At 36.1% G+C, this 16,562-nt stretch carries 17 protein-coding genes; 11 read left to right on the forward strand and 6 right to left on the reverse strand.

From position 1 onward, the window contains the following. The 6 genes from OM074_RS03080 to OM074_RS03105 all read left to right on the forward strand — a co-directional run. Window positions 1–309, forward strand: a 309-nt coding sequence (locus OM074_RS03080) for a hypothetical protein (protein ID WP_301197813.1), incomplete at its 5' end; no start/stop codon positions are given. A 14-nt stretch (window positions 310–323) separates the two neighbouring features. Then, window positions 324–956 carry a P-loop NTPase family protein gene (locus tag OM074_RS03085; RefSeq protein ID WP_301197814.1) on the forward strand — a complete coding sequence of 211 codons (633 nt, stop codon included), beginning with the start codon at window positions 324–326 and terminating at the stop codon, window positions 954–956. A gap of 1 nt (window position 957) precedes the next feature. Continuing rightward, on the forward strand, window positions 958–1,290 hold the full coding sequence (locus tag OM074_RS03090; protein WP_262328551.1) for a hypothetical protein: 333 nt from the start codon (window positions 958–960) through the stop codon (window positions 1,288–1,290). After that, the gene (locus OM074_RS03095) at window positions 1,287–1,700 is read left to right on the forward strand and encodes a hypothetical protein (protein ID WP_301197815.1); all 414 of its coding nucleotides are present in this window, start codon (window positions 1,287–1,289) and stop codon (window positions 1,698–1,700) included. Before OM074_RS03090 ends, OM074_RS03095 begins: the two co-directional genes overlap by 4 nt. Beyond that, on the forward strand, window positions 1,697–2,257 hold the full coding sequence (locus OM074_RS03100) for a glycoside hydrolase family 108 protein (RefSeq protein WP_301197816.1): 561 nt from the start codon (window positions 1,697–1,699) through the stop codon (window positions 2,255–2,257). Before OM074_RS03095 ends, OM074_RS03100 begins: the two co-directional genes overlap by 4 nt. Before the next feature lie 97 nt (window positions 2,258–2,354). After that, the gene (locus OM074_RS03105) at window positions 2,355–2,486 is read left to right on the forward strand and encodes a hypothetical protein (RefSeq protein ID WP_262328674.1); all 132 of its coding nucleotides are present in this window, start codon (window positions 2,355–2,357) and stop codon (window positions 2,484–2,486) included. A gap of 8 nt (window positions 2,487–2,494) precedes the next feature. Here OM074_RS03105 and OM074_RS03110 read toward each other — a convergent pair whose 3' ends face one another. The 5 genes from OM074_RS03110 to OM074_RS03130 form a co-directional block, all read right to left on the reverse strand. Next, entirely contained in the window at window positions 2,495–3,742 is a 1,248-nt protein-coding gene (locus OM074_RS03110; protein ID WP_301197817.1) for a tyrosine-type recombinase/integrase, read from the reverse strand. A 530-nt stretch (window positions 3,743–4,272) separates the two neighbouring features. Continuing rightward, window positions 4,273–4,830: a TetR/AcrR family transcriptional regulator gene (locus OM074_RS03115; RefSeq protein WP_301197818.1), complete on the reverse strand. Its 558-nt coding sequence runs from the start codon at window positions 4,828–4,830 to the stop codon at window positions 4,273–4,275. 402 nt (window positions 4,831–5,232) lie between these two features. Further along, window positions 5,233–6,519, reverse strand: coding sequence for an MFS transporter (locus tag OM074_RS03120; RefSeq protein ID WP_301197819.1), 1,287 nt, complete (start codon window positions 6,517–6,519; stop codon window positions 5,233–5,235). 195 nt (window positions 6,520–6,714) lie between these two features. Next, window positions 6,715–7,740, reverse strand: coding sequence for an aldose epimerase family protein (locus tag OM074_RS03125; RefSeq protein ID WP_301197820.1), 1,026 nt, complete (start codon window positions 7,738–7,740; stop codon window positions 6,715–6,717). Window positions 7,741–7,903: 163 nt separating this feature from the next. After that, window positions 7,904–9,181 carry a galactokinase gene (locus OM074_RS03130; protein WP_301197821.1) on the reverse strand — a complete coding sequence of 426 codons (1,278 nt, stop codon included), beginning with the start codon at window positions 9,179–9,181 and terminating at the stop codon, window positions 7,904–7,906. 375 nt (window positions 9,182–9,556) lie between these two features. Between OM074_RS03130 and OM074_RS03135 the strand changes: the two genes are divergently transcribed. Then, window positions 9,557–9,913 carry a response regulator gene (locus OM074_RS03135; RefSeq protein WP_301197822.1) on the forward strand — a complete coding sequence of 119 codons (357 nt, stop codon included), beginning with the start codon at window positions 9,557–9,559 and terminating at the stop codon, window positions 9,911–9,913. Window positions 9,914–10,180: 267 nt separating this feature from the next. After that, window positions 10,181–10,693, forward strand: a complete 513-nt coding sequence (locus tag OM074_RS03140) for a YfiR family protein (RefSeq protein ID WP_301197823.1) — start codon at window positions 10,181–10,183, stop codon at window positions 10,691–10,693. A 71-nt stretch (window positions 10,694–10,764) separates the two neighbouring features. On the opposite strand, the gene OM074_RS03145 is transcribed toward OM074_RS03140, so the two are convergent. Then, window positions 10,765–13,146 (reverse strand): GAF domain-containing protein, encoded by a 2,382-nt coding sequence (locus tag OM074_RS03145; RefSeq protein WP_301197824.1) that lies wholly within the window; start codon window positions 13,144–13,146, stop codon window positions 10,765–10,767. Window positions 13,147–13,461: 315 nt separating this feature from the next. On the opposite strand from OM074_RS03145, the gene OM074_RS03150 reads away from it, so the two are divergent. The 3 genes from OM074_RS03150 to OM074_RS03160 all read left to right on the forward strand — a co-directional run bounded on the left by OM074_RS03150 (window position 13,462) and on the right by OM074_RS03160 (window position 16,548). After that, window positions 13,462–13,938: an MEKHLA domain-containing protein gene (locus OM074_RS03150; protein WP_301197825.1), complete on the forward strand. Its 477-nt coding sequence runs from the start codon at window positions 13,462–13,464 to the stop codon at window positions 13,936–13,938. 193 nt (window positions 13,939–14,131) lie between these two features. Continuing rightward, window positions 14,132–15,934 carry a thiamine pyrophosphate-dependent enzyme gene (locus tag OM074_RS03155; RefSeq protein ID WP_301197826.1) on the forward strand — a complete coding sequence of 601 codons (1,803 nt, stop codon included), beginning with the start codon at window positions 14,132–14,134 and terminating at the stop codon, window positions 15,932–15,934. A gap of 2 nt (window positions 15,935–15,936) precedes the next feature. Beyond that, a complete protein-coding gene (locus OM074_RS03160; protein ID WP_301197827.1) occupies window positions 15,937–16,548 on the forward strand; it encodes a 2-oxoacid:acceptor oxidoreductase family protein in 612 nt (203 codons plus the stop codon). The last annotated feature ends 14 nt before the right edge of the window (window positions 16,549–16,562 follow it).

A 16,562-nucleotide genomic window follows, 5' to 3' on the forward strand; every position in this document is an offset into this window, starting at 1 on the left:
TTTGAAGTTCCGGATTCATTGTACACGAAGCTGAAAAAGATAGTGGATGACTATGGTGTTACTCCGGCAGTTGCATTGATTAAAAGGTTTATCAACCTGTATGGCAATATTACAAAAGCAAAAGCCCAACGCTTACTTACCACAGTTACCAATTCATTGAAAAACGGTAAGGTTGACAAATCTGACAAGGAATTTGAACAGGTTAAAAACGTCCAAAAGCATTTACACGATTATCTGGAGAGTGATAAACTGCTTGTTACCAATGTTCAGTTAAAAGGGCTACAAGGCATTGCCGGATTGGGAAAGTAAATGCCACTACTTCCATGCCCAAAAGTAGTGGCTCTCAAAACAGGGCATTCAATCCCGGCACAACAAGAACCGCAGTAATCGCATCCGACCATGTTGTTTTGGCAAACGACCTTGCCAAGATGAATTTTAAGACCATCTCAATCCGAGGAAAGTTCGGTAAACTATTAGGCAAGCTGTATATCCCATTCTATATAATGATTTATGGCTCACGCTTTCATGGGAAAAGTACCGTAGCCTTGATGTTTGCCGATGAATTGGTAAAGCAACACGGATATAAAGTCCTGTATGTAGCCAATGAAGAAGGTGCAAAAGGAACAATGCAGGAGAAAGTGGTAAGACTTGGTATTAACAGTCCGATTGGGATTATCGAGGACTACAACCCGAAGCTGTTTAGGGATTACGATGTAGTTTTTATCGACAGTACTCAAACGACCGATATTTCACACGAGGAATTTAAAGAGCTGAAGAAACAGTTCCCGAACACCTCATTTGTAATCATCAATCAGGCAAACCGAGACGGAAGCTCCAAAGGTGGAACGAAGTGGGAGCATATTGTGGATGCCATCATGCACATCGAAAACAAAAGTGCAACGATGGAGAAAAACCGCTTTCCGGAGGGCAGCACAGAAACCATTAAAATCTTTTAGCATGGAAGAAATGACAATTAAATTCTATTGGCTTGTAATCGGTGCTTTCAGCTCGCTTATCGTTGGTGTGGTTTCCTTCATCATCCGCAATGCCATATCAAAGAATGCCACAAAAGAAACGGTGGATGCCAAAACCGATTTATTGGAAAAGGATATTCAGCACTTGACAAAGGAACTTGCTTCATGCGAAAACAAGTTTACGGTACTGCATAAACGCATATCCGATTTAAGGGACAGCTCCAAGGAAATATATGTGAGTAAGGAACTATTTCACCAAACCATTAAGCAGCTTAACGAGAAGCTCGATACCATTTTAAAATTTGTAGAACGATGAGAAAGTTATTTGGAAAGGTAATCAATGCCGGAGCTGCGGAAACCTTAAAAGAGGGAACGAAGCTCATTGATGAAATATTCACCACGCAGGAAGAAAAGCTCCAGGGGAAAATGGAACTCTTTAAGATGGCAGTTGCCGATAGGAGTTCAGCCAGGGAGATGTATCAGAAAGACAGTTGGCTTCAAAAAGCTTTTGCAATCTTCTTTTTACTTGCTTGGTGTGCATTGACTTTCGTGATGCTGAACTACTTCATCTTCGATACCATTCAGCTTGATGATTGGCAAATAGCATTTGTAAGCAGTATCAACGGTGGAATATCCACCAAACTAAGCACCATTATTGATTTTCTTTTCGGTGGTGCAATGTCAGGAGTAAACGATGTCAAACTTAAAAACAGACGTAAAAAATGAAAACATTCGATGAGTTGTTTGATGGCGTAATCAAGCATGAAGGCTATTATGCCAACGTAGAAGGCGACCGAGGTGGAGAAACCTACATGGGTGTTGCCCGGAATTTGCATCCCGATTGGGAAGGTTGGCAATACATTGATGCCTACAAAGAAACCTATGGTGAAATACCTTGGAACTTTAAGATTGATGTTCCTCAATTGACACAGCTTGTAAAGGATTTTTATGAGCAGACCTTTTACAAAAGGTTTAAAATTGATGAAATCTCCAATGGCTCACTACAAGAAATCATTTTTGATTGGTGTGTTAATAGCGGAGTATGGGGAGCCAGAGGCGTTCAACGTGTATTAAACCAATTCTTTGATGCCGACTTAAAAATGGACGGTATTATTGGAAAACTGACACTTACCGCAATTGCCAATTGCCAACCAAAGGAACTTTTTTGGGAAATCAAAAAAGCTCGAATCCGCTATTACCACAAAATTGCCAAGAAGGGCAAAAATCATTTATTCCTTGAAGGATGGTTGAAGCGGATTGGGAAAATAATATTTGAGAATTAGATTTTACAAACCTCCCGAAAGTTTATGACAATTTTGATATTTGACTAATTATTATGAACTTGTGAGTAAAATATAATTCTAACAAAAGCCAAAAATCATGGGAATTAAACCTGGTCCAAAACGAACAGCAAAATCAACAGGGAAACCTGACAGACGACAACGAGATAATAAAGAAACTCCGGGAAATACGCCATCACTAAAACCACACAAGCATAAGAAAGGGGATTAATTAATCTCTTACCCCTTTGAAAATGCTGTTAAGTATTTAGCCACTTCTTTTTTTGTTTCATCTTCAAAACTATCAAGGTAAAGTTCAGTAGTTCTTAGATTGTTATGACCTAAACTTTCCCCGATGTATTCAGTTGAAACTCCTGAACGTTTTAATACCGTTGAAAAGCTGTGCCTTGCCGTATATGTAGTTACCGTTTTCTCTATTCCGACCTCAGTTGCGATTTTTTTCATGTGGTCGTTAGTTCTTTTGATTAGTCTATCCAAGCAACGCCTAATCTGCTTTTCGGTCATATCTTCATTTATGAAACGAAATATATAGTTTTCTGGAGAGCGGTCTTTATTTCCCCATTTGTCTATTAATTTTTTTAAATCATCAGTAAGAGCAACGCTTATTGGCTTAGATGATTTGCTAGTTTTTCTGGTTTTTCTACGAACAAATGTTATGAATTCATCATCAACATTCTTATACTTTAATCTGATAATATCGTTCATATTAGCCCCATTTAAAAGGTAACTAAACAGCCATAAATCTTTTGCTTCGTCACGATATGAAAACTCCTTACATTCGTAGTTATATATTTTTTCAATTTCATTCATTTTCAAAGCTCTTTTCACGTTTTGACTTGATGGAAGTTTGTAACCACCTTCACCAAAAGGGTAGTAATCCTTTGATATTGCACCCTCACGTTGAGCAATCTTGAATATTGTCCTTGTAGAAGCCATATAAGTATTGATTGATGACATTGAAAGATTTTGTGTCACCATCCATTGCTCATATTTCTCTAGTTCATTTACAGTTAGTTCTCTAAAGTCGATTTGATTACTGCCAAAATACTTTTTTAGGGTTCTCATTGCGGTAGTGAATTGCGCCCAACTACACCACTGGTCATTATCTCCAAATTCCTTAATACGCCTTTCAAAATAGAATAGAATATTTGTAAGGTCACCTCCAGCAATACCAAATTTTGTTTTAAACTGCCTGAAAGAAAAAGTTTCCATTGAGGCAATAATCTTATTGGCTTTATCTTCAATTAATGAAAACTCTAACTTGATGTCCTTAAATACACCTCTTGGTTTTGGAGCGAGAACTTTATTGAATTCCTCTGGCGTAAATTCATAAACACGCTCTTTATTATCAATGCTGTAATACATTTGTTTACGGTTGTATGTAACCCTGAGTTTAGCAGGATGCTTACCATTCTTCTTAGTTTGGCTTTTATATAAAACTATCGACGTACTAACTTTTGCTCCCATACAAACTGTTTTTCGTTTTTTTACTATATTGTACAACCCTTTATTTACTGGGTGTTTTGTATGTTTCGCTTCATATACTTTCTAACATACAAACACATGTCAAATATATGAATTTTGGGTAATATAACGAAATTGAAAACAAGCTAAAGAGCAGTAAATGAACTATTAAGCAATATTAAGAAATAAAAAGTAAGTAGTGTACAATGTATAAAAAAAATAAGTCATGAATGCCTCTTTGATACCTGCCATTCATTATTTAGGTCAGTATATGGTAGTAGTATTCATGAGATTTCCACTTAAAGCAAAACCTTATTCATTGGATGAGAGATTGAAATACCTATGATAGGGGGGAATAGTTACACTTCAGCTGAGGAGGTAATGCCTTTATTTAATATTTAAAGGCTAAGTCCTGAGATACAGGCCAAGTCTAATAATAATAAACCTTGTGAGCTAAAGTTAAAGACGGAAAGGAAGTTTTAAAGAAGAGCTTTTAGTCAGTTACTAATCAAAGAATTAGCAAAACTCAAAAACTATCTGGCAGCTCCTTGCCAATACAAATCAAATGCTTCGTCAAACTCCTTACGAAACTGAGCAAGTGGGTTTGCCTGCGACAAAAAATAATTTGCCATAGAGCGAGTAAAGGCAAAATCAAAAAACTTAATCAGGTTTGTATTGTAGTTTTTCATTACCCCCATATTAACTTTCTGCATAATATTCTTTTGTGGACCATCAAGGGTATCCCTAACTGAAAGGGCATGAATTTTTATATAAGGACTTGCTTCAAAACTATTTATATAGTAGAATTTATTGGGGTTTTTAATAAACCAGCTCACAATCTTTCCAAAAACATCTTTTGTATATGCATGAGGATCTTCCTCTTCTGACATTTCTGTAACGCATTCTTTTTCAATTTCAAACATCAAAGCTTTATAGATATCTACAATAAGCTGATCTTTACTCTTAAAATAATGATAAAGTGTACCTTTTGCTATCCCAACCCTATTAATCAATTCGTTTGTAGAAGCCGTAAAGCCCTTGTTAACAAACAAATTAATAGCACCATCTATAATTAATTCTTTCTTTTTCATTTTTCAGGAAATTGATACACTTAACCAAAAACAACTTGTGCACCCAAATTTTTGAGCGCCTCAAAAGTAATAATGTAAACGGTTAAAACGAACTCTATTCATTAGAAATACATGATTTAATCTAAAAATAACACAAAGGCGGTAGTATTATTTTATACGTAGTTCAGTCAATAGATCGTTAGATTTTAGATAATAGACATTAGACTGATTTACAATTCGCTTAAAATCAATAAGATAATAATTATGCCATAAATTATTCAATGTATTTAGAATCAGTACATTATAAAAATTTAACGAACTAATGTCAGTAAAGCATCTAATAACTGACACAATATCTCTGTAAATAAAAAAAGCCGTAGCTAATCAAACTACGGCTTTTATTTATTCTGTATGAGTTAAATACTATTCAACCGGAATATCAGTATTTACATTTTTACTACCTATTAATGAGTAGTACAATAAATAAGCTAATCCCAGAAATGGAACCCAATATGATGTCATAAAGCCTAAGTTATCGGCAACTCCATTTTGGATTAAAGGAAGTATTCCACCACCAACAACCATGGTCATAAAAATACCAGAAGCAGAAGCTGTGAATCGTCCCAGTCCTTCAACAGCAAGGTTAAAAATACCACCCCACATTACAGAAGTACACAATCCAATTAGCACCAAATACATGGCATTAATAGGTACATTTGCCAATCCAAAAGCAATACCTGTAGTTGATCTTTGGAACACAGGAATAGCAACCGTAGATGTAATTGGTGATATAATTGCCATAAAAGCCAATACCATACCAACTGCAGAAGCAACTATCAACATCGTTTTACTCGAAACTTTACCTCCAATAGACGCTCCAACAAAACGACCCACCAACATCAACAACCAATAGGTTGCAACAACTGTTCCGGCAGTACCGCCATCCAATGCACCCGCATTGGCATCTGTCAAGAAAAAGAACATGGTTCCCGGAACTCCAACTTCAACACCAACATAAACACCAATACCAATAGCCCCTAAAATAAAATGACGGAAAGACCAGGCACTATGGCTCGACTTTTCTTTCGCTTCACCAGCTACATTCATATGTGGTTCCGGAATATCAACAAAATATAATACAAGACCTACCAAGGCAAAAATACCCAATGCAATAAACATTACAGGATTTACATCCTTAATAGCAGTATTCTTAGTTACTTCCCCAACAAGCACTCCTACCAATAAAGGAACTGAAGTTCCCATAAACGAATTAAAGGTAGCTCCAACCTGAATAAGCTGGTTTCCTTTTTTTCCTCCACCACCCAGGGTGTTTAGCATTGGATTTACCACCACATTTAAAATACACATGGAAAAACCTGCAACAAAGGCTCCAAGCAAATAAACAAAGAAGCTTGAGGCCAATCCTGATGTATATTGAATACCCACACCAACAAAACCTACAACAATACCTATCAATGCAGTTTTCTTATATCCAATTTTCTCTAACAGTTTTCCGGCAGGAATACCCATAAAAAGATATGCAAGAAAATTAGCAAAGTTCCCTAACATCCCCAATAAGTTGGATGTTTGGAATTGAGATTTAACCACAACTCCCATTGGAGCTGCCAGGTTTGTTACGAATGAAATCATTCCAAATAGCAATATCATCATCACTATTGGAAGAACATTTCCTTTTTTACTTGAATTCATTTTGTAGTTTTTAGTTTATAGTTTATAGTTTTATAATATGTTATAATATGAATAAGTTTTATAGTTGTTTTGGAACGCCAAAAAAAGCAAAATAATTAAGAAATCAAAGAAGTATTTTTCCTTGTTTCCATTCTAAACAAAAAACCATCCTGAACTACAGGATGGCCATATTCCATTATTGTTTATTATTGTTGATTATAAGATAAACTTATAAACACATGTATGCTTATAGGTTTCTCCTGGTTTTAGAACTGCATTTGGGAAATTGTCCTTATTTGGAGCATCCGGGAAAATTTGTGTTTCCAGGGCAACACCACCCCATTTTTCAATAGGAGCACCCAATTTACCAGTTTCAGAACTATCAAAATGACTTCCTGTATAAATCTGAACGCCTGGCTGGTCTGTATAAACTTCCATTTCGCGACCACTATCCAGATCCTTTAACCTGGCAGCCAGTTTCAAAGAACCATCATACCCGTCAATTACAAAATTATGGTCGATACCATCTACCAATTTCACCTGCTCGTCATCCGAGTTACAAGCTTCTCCTATGGTTTTTCCATCTACAAAATCCATAGCAGTACCTTTTACCTCTGCTATTTCCCCTGTTACTGTACCAATCTCACCATCGATAGGTGTATATTTTGATGCATTTAATTGCAATTCATGGTTTTCAACCGTTCCGGTTCCTGCCCCTTTCATATTAAAATAGGCATGACTGGTAAGGTTGATGATAGTAGTTTTTGTGGTTTCTGCAGTATAATCAATAACAAATTCGTTATCATCCGTCAATCCGTAAACTACACTTACCGTAAGTTCGCCCGGGTATTTTTGATCTCCATCAGGACTAACCAATGAAAGTTTATATGCCTGTGCAAATTTTGGATCTGCATACGGTTCAACTTCCCAAACACGAAGATTAAAACCATCAACACCTCCATGCAGGTGGTTAGGACCATTATTTATTTCAAGCTGAAATTTTTCTCCATCCAACTCAAACTGTCCATTTACAATGCGGTTTGCATAACGACCACAAAGAGCACCAAAATATGCATCGCCAGCTAATGCTGCATCTACAGTTTCATACCCCACAACAACATCTGCTATTTCACCTTTTGCATCCGGAACCTTAATGCCTACAATTTGTCCACCCCTACCGATAAAAGAAACCTCTACATTATTGGCATTCTTAAGCGTAAAAATATCTGAAGCTTTTGTCATTTTAAAACTTTTTTAAGATTTATCAATTGCAAATATAGCTTCCTAAATGGAAACACAGCCATTTACCATATTTCAGTTTGTGGCTTTCTTTTGCCAAATAACTATCATAAAACAAACAGTCAGGTATAATTAGATTAAACCCAACCGTTGTTATGCAGTATTTTTATAGTTCAACCTGAACAGCTCCTTTTGAACGAATAAACAACTTATGGCAGTTACCCTTTCCGTATACAGACTCTAAAGTATCGATATAAGTATCCAACAAGTCATTAGGAACAAACGCCTGGATAGTTCCGGCAAATCCACCACCATGAACACGCCAAGCCCCTTTACCTTTAAGCACAAGCTCACTTAGCGCAAGAGCCAAGGCTACATTCTGATGTTTTGTTTCTCCACCAACAAAAATATTTTGGTTGTACATATAAGAGCTGAACCCTGATTCAACAACCAATTCTAAAAACTGATCAAATTTACCTGATTCTAAAGCCTCTACCTGGTAAACAACACGAGAGTTATCAGCCTGGAAGTGAATTGAACGCAACAATGCACGATCACCAACTTTTTCACGAATAGCAGGGATACCCTTTACCACATCTTCCATTGAAAGCGGACGAAGAACTTCCTGACCAAGCTCTTTTGCCACAGATTTCATTTCGCCCGGAAGTGCATTGTATTCCTCATCTAAACCTCCATGACTACCACCTGTGTTTGTAATAACTAATGAGTAACCTGTTTTGGCAAAATCAAAATCCAACGCTTTCACAACCGGATTTGCCTTATCTGCAAAATCGATTGTAATAAAACCACCAACCGCACAAGCTGTCTGGTCCATCAATCCACAGAATTTTTTACAAGCATGCTCTGCTTTCTGCCCAATCTTGGCATTATCTACCGGATCTAATTTTCCTTCATTAAACAAGTTACTGAAGATAGCACCAATAAGTACCTCAAAAGAAGCTGACGAACTCAACCCGGAACCTTCCGGAACACAACCGTGAATAACAGCATCAAAACCACCAATTTCTAATCCTAAGGCTTTAATTTCCTTTGCTATTGTTCTTACAATATTTCCCGGAGTAAGTTTAAATTCCGTAACCTCAAGAACACTTAAATCAACTTCAAAGGGATCAAAACCAATTGAAGTAATACGAACCACATTTGTGCCATTAGAAGCAGCTATGGCAATATTATCAAGGTTTACAGCTCCAGCCAACACACGGCCCAACTGGTGATCCGTATGATTTCCTCCAACTTCTGTACGTCCTGGTGAGCTTAACAACATTACATCATCGCTTCCGTAAATATTTTTAAATTCACCCATATACTTTTCGTAACGTGCTGCCTGGTCTTTCAACACGGTTTCGTCAGTTCCATACAATTCTTTAAAAAACGGGTTATTCCCTCCGTTAATTTTTTCAATCAATGAGCTTATTGTAGCCATAACTTAACAATTATTTTAAAATTTAACCTTTATCTTACTTAGCAACAAACAAATCCTAACGGTTAAAGATTTAATCAAATAGTTAATTTTTATTTATCCCTTGCAATAATAATAAAAAAATTCCAATTAATACCTACCAGTCCCTACTAGTTTATACATTCATTTTATAAACACAAGCACCACACTAGTATTCAAACAGATAAATCAAGCACACAACAAATAATACATATTTCTGCCAGACACTTCTCCCCAATACGGTAAAAGCACACTTTATCACCTATAACCTGACATTCAAATCCTACTAAACTACATTCATCAACAAAAATGATCCTAACAGAAACTTATCCGTAACACAACAAAAACGACCTACAGAATATGAAAAAAGTACTTATAGTTGACGATGCCCTTGATGCAAGAGTTACAATTAAACAAATGCTATCGGGCTATGACTTCAATATAATTGAAGCTCATGACGGACTTGATGGATGGAATAAGATCATAAAAGAAAAACCAGATTTAATTCTTTTGGATTTATACATGCCTAACAAAGATGGGTTCGAGATACTCAGGGATATCCAGGAAGAATGGTTAGAAATTCCAGTTGTAATATTATCTGGTGACACTTCGATAAATACAATTCAATCTTGTTTAAACAGTGGTGCTTCTGCATACATCCAAAAGCCAATTATTAAGCAAGACTTTAACGATACAATAAAAACACTTTGTGCCTAGGGCCATTAGCTCTAAAAATTTTTAATCTAAATTCACAAATGGCTATATCTAATTGTTAAATAAATCAAATTAATTATTGTTAGAAAACTATACACAACAACACCAAAACACCCCATATATTTTTATATCAACACATTACAAAGTGATTGCATAAATATATTTAAGCAATTCACTACTTATTAATGTTAACATGATTTAAATCAGGTAACCTATTATCATTCTTTCCGTTATGGGTCGAGTATAGTATTAACAATGGATTAAAACAGAATGATGATTAAAAAGTTTTTGGGGTTGACTTTGATGTATTTGTTTATTACAAGCGCAAGTGCACAAACTACCGTAGAGAAAGTAGAAGCTTCCTTTATAGCAAGCTTTATGAGGTATATAAAATGGCCTGAGCAAGAGTCGTTAAAAACCTTTACCGTAGGTGTATATGGTAAAAACAATACAATCATGAATGAACTAAACAGAGTTATTCATGGAAAAAACATTGGTTTGGCCAAGGTAACAGTAATGGAAGTTACAGAAATTGAAGACATTAAAAAATGCCAGGTTTTATTTATTCCCAACGGAAGATCCGCCAAATTAAAAAAAGATCTGGAAGCCCTCAACAACAAGGCAATTATGACGGTAACGGAAGAACAGGATTACACACCTGATTACTCAATAATAAATTTTAGGGTATTGGATAACAAACTTACATTCCAACTAAACCATGAAATTGCCAGTAAGAAAAACATAGTTATCAGCAACAAACTGATACAAATGGCAAAAAATTAGTTTCAACAAATAAATACACACGTATTACATAACACAAAAAGCGATACCAGACAAAACCGGTATCGCTTTTTTTAACCTTTAATCACTTCCTCTATCCTGATCTTATCAAAGGGTTCTGATTCCAAATCATCAAAGTTCACTTCTATCCGCAAAGCCCGCAATCCCGATGCCCCGGTTAAATCTTCCAGCTCAAGATCTTCCACATTATCCGTAATCAGCTTACGGGATTTCATGAAATCAATATAACGCCTGTATTCTTCAATTTCTTCTGCATAAGAATAAATAATGGCAATTCTCCCAACCTGGGTAACCCGTTCTCTGGTTCCCTTTACCATGGCCTTATCAATTCTTTTTTTAGTAATTTCATACCTGATATTATAGGCCCCATCCACATCAAACTTCTTTTCGTCCTGCCTAAAAGCAATACTTAAAGGAGCTGAGTGAACTAAAATTAACTGAGTTACATCCAGTTTAGTCTTTAATTCCGGCTGAAGTTTCCTTACCCGCCTGGCCACTTTTATCTTTACCAACAACTGCCATAAACGAATATTTTTAAGATAGATATCACTATATGGCAAACCCTTAACCAACGACTGTCCCAAGTAAGCATTATACTCCACTCCATCTGTCCTGTATTTTTCAAAATAGTGAGGGTATACTTGCTGAGCCTTCACCTGTTCTTTATCAATAATATCACTAACCTGATCATTAATAAGGGTTAAGCTATCTTCAAAATCCTTTCTTTTACTATAAATCACCTTTAAATCAGGGTCAAGGCTAGCAAAATATTTATCAATAGGCTCAACCATATCTTTAAAACGATTCCTCATAATATTAAGAACCGGCTCTATCTCATTTCTTAAAAAATCAAGAATACTAACTTCATCCCCCGCCTTAAGCCCACCTTCCACAGTACTTAAAAACTCATTTATTTTGTAGCACAAGTTACTAACCAGAGGAATTTCTGCCAAAGGTTCTTCACAACAAAGCAATTCTTTCACCATGTGCAATTGAGTTGTAAGATCGGCCTGTATCCCTTTATTCCGCTCAACAGAAGAACCTCTGATATCAGATGCCCCATATATAGGAACCACTCCCGGGAAAACGATAGGCTCTATCCCTGCGGATTCCGATGATTCATATTCCTGGCTAATCAAGTTGGAAACTGTCTCCTGAAACTTCCATTCAACAGTAGGATGTATTGCAGTAAATTCGGTTTGTATAATAGCCCTGACTTTATCATTCCATTCCTCTTTTGAACGCTGAAGAGCCAATGCAAAAATTGGAAACAGTTCATGGAGTCTCTTCACCTGGATCATACTAAGGCTTTCCGGCATACTACAAGCAAACTCAAGCATCCCCACAACTTCAGAATCCAAAATAAGCGGGATAACCACATGACTCCTTATATTTCTTTTCAAAAAAGCTTCAACAACCTTATTTTTATCAACTTTAGCTAAATCATTGGTGATTACAATTTTTTTCTCCGTTAAAGCCTTTTCATAAAACGTATCCCTATAATCCTCGCAACTCAACTCCTGGTATGGAATAATGCTTTTCCAAATATAATTTCTATTATAAGAGGATTCAAAATCATGAATTGCCATCATACCAACCTCTAAAAAAGGATTTTCTATTAAGGACTTAATCCTGTTTTTAACATTTGCAAATCCATCCAGTGTTATGATGGCATTTTTATCCAATAAATCTGATTTCAACTGAGAGATTACATAATCATAGGTTGAGTCAACATAATCGAACTTCATTAGCCCCGAAAACTCAAAATTTTCAAGAGGGATCATCTCATTCCAATAATCCAGATCATTCTCTTTATCAAAAAGCTGCTTTAATTCATCGTCTGATAATTTTTTATGGTTCTGCAATGGATTTACCCGCACATATTGGGTATCAATACGAGTAGTAAAATATTTAACCAGCCCACTGTTCTCATCAGTCAATTTAAGCGTTATTGGTTTATCCTTATATAAGTTTAAACCATATACTTTATCTAAAATAAGAAGATAGGCATGATACAACAACGACACCAACATCTTATCCAAATCCTCCGCCAAATCAAAGGCAATTTCCAAAGTTTTAGATTCCCCCAGAACAACGTCCTTGAACATTTGGGTACAATAAAAAGGCTGCATTCCAAAAGGAGGAAACAAAGCTGCCATCAGAACATTATCATTAAGCGGATTTATAAGGAAAGCCATTAACTTACGAACCAGTTCACTATTTTCCTCAAGTATTTCTTTGTCATCAATTCTTGAACAAAGTTCCGGGTGCCCCGCTAACATATCCAGTGTTTCAGTCGCCATGCTTTGCATGGGATGCCCTGCTTCTCCAGAGATTTGCTTAATTGATTCTATTAAATATTCAAAACTCAATGACACCTTAAAAGGCACATCACAAAAAGCACACTTTATATTATTGATATTTTCTACTCCCATACCTAAATCCTTTTTGCAAAATTAAGAAATGAATTATTACCTTAAAAGAACAATTGAATCAACCCTATTGTTTTTATCGTTAAAACGTCATAATTTTTGAATAAACAACACCTAAAGAGATTGTTTAAACAGCAGGATATACAAAACGAGACAGCGAATTCATGCAGTAAAATCACCCGCACATTTTAAGAGAGAAGAAAAATTCTTTAAACCTTGTTTAAATCATTTGTTACATTTGCGCAACAAAAGAACCCACATCGGAAACGCACAATATTTACAAAACAATAATAGTCAATTAATTACAAACATCACATAATGAAAAAAACAGGTTTACCAAGTAGCGAAAACAATTACTTAAAAGATTATATTTCTTTAATCACAAATAGTTTAAAAAAGTTAGCAAACATCGAAATAGTTGACTTTTCCCTGAGTACAGAAGAACAAGCCAAACAGGCATTCAATGCAGATTATGTACTGTTAGCTCATAATGGATCAGATGATCCAATATTTAATTATGCAAATAAAACCGGACTTAACCTGTTTGAAATGTCCTGGGACGAATTCACCAATATGCCTTCAAAATATTCAGCAGAAAGCGACGAAAGAGGTCAAAGAGAAAAGTTCATAGCTGAGGTTACTGAAAAAGGGTATTCAAAAGATTATACAGGAATCAGAATATCTAAAACAGGCAGGAGGTTTGAGATTAAAAATGTAATTCTTTGGAATGTATATGATTCTGAAAATAACAGAATTGGCCAGGCTGCATTATTCAATGAATATGAATATCTATAACATAGTTATTCCAATCAAGGATAAAACCTTTGAAGCACTAAGTATTTCAAAACTACATGATATAAATCCTACTTTTTTTAAAATTTAATCGAAGTCAGATTTGCAGGGCGGTATAATTTATCTATTTTTGCACGATTCGCAAAATATATGATAAAAATCACCTAGCAGTGATGAGAGAAGTCACTTTTTGAATATGGAGAGAGGAAATAAGTTTGCCGCAAAAATGATGAATGGTAACGAAGCTGTTGCCAGAGGAGCCTTTGAAGCAGGCGTGAAGGTTGCTGCCGGATTCCCGGGAACGCCTTCCACAGAGGTTATGGATTACACCCACCAAAGATACCCTGATATCTATTGTGAATGGTCAACAAACGAGAAAGTGGCTGTTGAAGTTGCCATTGGGGCTTCATTTGCTGGTTACCGAAGCCTGGCTTTAATGAAAACAGTGGGGTTACATGTGGCAGCAGATGCATTGGGTGGAGCTGCTGGCAGCCAGATCAACGGCGGACTTGTATTGGTGGTTTCTGATGATGTAGGCCGTTTAGCGGGCGATGACTATAATGATTGCCGCCATTACGGAAATATGTTTGGTCTTCCTATGTTAGAGCCAGGTGATAGTCAGGAAGCTAAGGACTTTATGGTTAAAGCCTTTGAAATTAGCGAAGAATACAGCACCCCGGTAATACTTAAACTTACGTCTGTAACCTGTAAAACAAATAGCCGGGTTGTTATTGATGAGGACTGCACTTACGAAGCAAAATGTCGGGAAAAATATCCAATTAGTTTCAGTAAAGTCATCATGACCACCATTATGATGAAAGCCAAAGGCTCTGAACATCCAAAATTGACCAAATGCTTTAATGATTTTCCGGCTCATTATAAACGTTTAACCAACAATTGCAATGATTACGATATAAACCAATTGGAGTTGAACGGTAAAAAGATTGGTATTATTACAGCAGGTACTCCCTACTATTACGCTAAAGAAGTACTTCCGGAAGCATCTTTTTTGAAACTGGGATTGATTATGCCACTTCCGGAAAAGAAAATTCGTGAATTAGCGGAACACGTAGAAGAACTTTATGTAATTGAAGATGGCCATGATATCCTGGAAAAGAACATAAAGGATTTGGGCATTTCGGTAATTGGGAAAGAATTATGGCCTAAATTTCCTGAAATGACTCGTTTCACTCCGGATATTATTGAAGAAAAACTTGTTCCGGGAGCACCCAAAAGGACTCCAATAAAAGATGTTCCCTTCAGATTACCTGTTAGTTGCGCCGGATGCTCACACCTTTTTATAGCTCAAATATTAAGAAAAAATAAAATCAGGGCGGCTGCGGATGTTACCTGTGGTCTTATTGGCTGTTTTCCTCATATGGAAGCCTATGATTTACAAAAATGTATGGGTTCAAGTATTGCCTTAGCCCATGGCTATAACGTAGCAAAGGACAATAAGGAAAATTTTGTTGCCATGATTGGCGATGGCGGCTTTTGGGCAACCGGCCTTGCTGGTTTGACAAATCTGATTTTCAATAACAGCCAATCAACAGTAATTGTTGTTGACAATAGCTGCCTGGCAATGACTGGCGGTCAAAATGTAGCTTCCAGCGAGTTTGGTTTTAATTACAAACCTGAAAACAAACTCGACATTGCTAAAGTCTGTGAAGCTATTGGTGTAAAAGATATTGTTACTGTTGATGCTTATGAATATGACAACCTGGAAAAATCCATCCTTAATGCGGTAAATGCAAAAACAAATTCTGTAGTCATTGTTAAAAAACCATGTGTAACAAAATTCAAGTTACCTAAAAACACCCCAAGTTATATTGATCAGGATCTATGTGTTAAATGCGGTAAGTGTATCAAGGTTGGATGTTTAGCTATTGAAAGCAAAAAAGCACAGGACGGATCAGTTGATATAGTTATAAACCAGGATATTTGCACGGGTTGCGGATTATGTTCTACAGTTTGTCACAAGGAAGCCATAAAACAATAAAAATGCAGGATACAGGAAAAAATATAATTATTGCAGGTGTAGGAGGACAAGGTATTCTTCTTTTTAGTAATCTCTTAAGTAAGTTTTATTTAAAACTTGGATATGAGTTAAAAATATCAGATGTTATTGGCCTGGGGCAGCGTGGAGGAGGCGTTGAAAGCCATTTTCGATATTCTGACAAACCTATATTGTCACCTTTTATTAAAGCAGGAGACGTAGATTACGTTATATCATTTGAACAAACAGAAACTCTCCGGTATTTACATTGCCTAAAAGATGATGGCATCGTTCTTTCGAGCACCTATGAATTAACCTCCACAAGCGTAAATACGGGCTTACAAAAGGCAATGCCTGAATCTAAAACAGAGATTATAAAAAGGGCTGAAAACAAGAAATTTATTATAGATCCGGAAGACCACAAAAGCCCGGATTTTAATATAAGCAAAATGATGAATGTTGTTATGCTTGGTTTCTATGCTGAGTTAAGAGGTTATTCGCATGATGACATGATTCAAATAGTTAGAGAAAGTGTTCCAGAAAAGTTTGTTGAAGGAAATATAATGGCATACCAAAAGGGAACAGAGATTGCAAAGGCTGAAATTGCAGCGGATTAGTAATTATTAAAAGA

It is taken from the genome of Plebeiibacterium marinum (assembly GCF_026013615.1).
Taxonomy (GTDB): domain Bacteria; phylum Bacteroidota; class Bacteroidia; order Bacteroidales; family Marinilabiliaceae; genus Saccharicrinis; species Saccharicrinis marinus_A.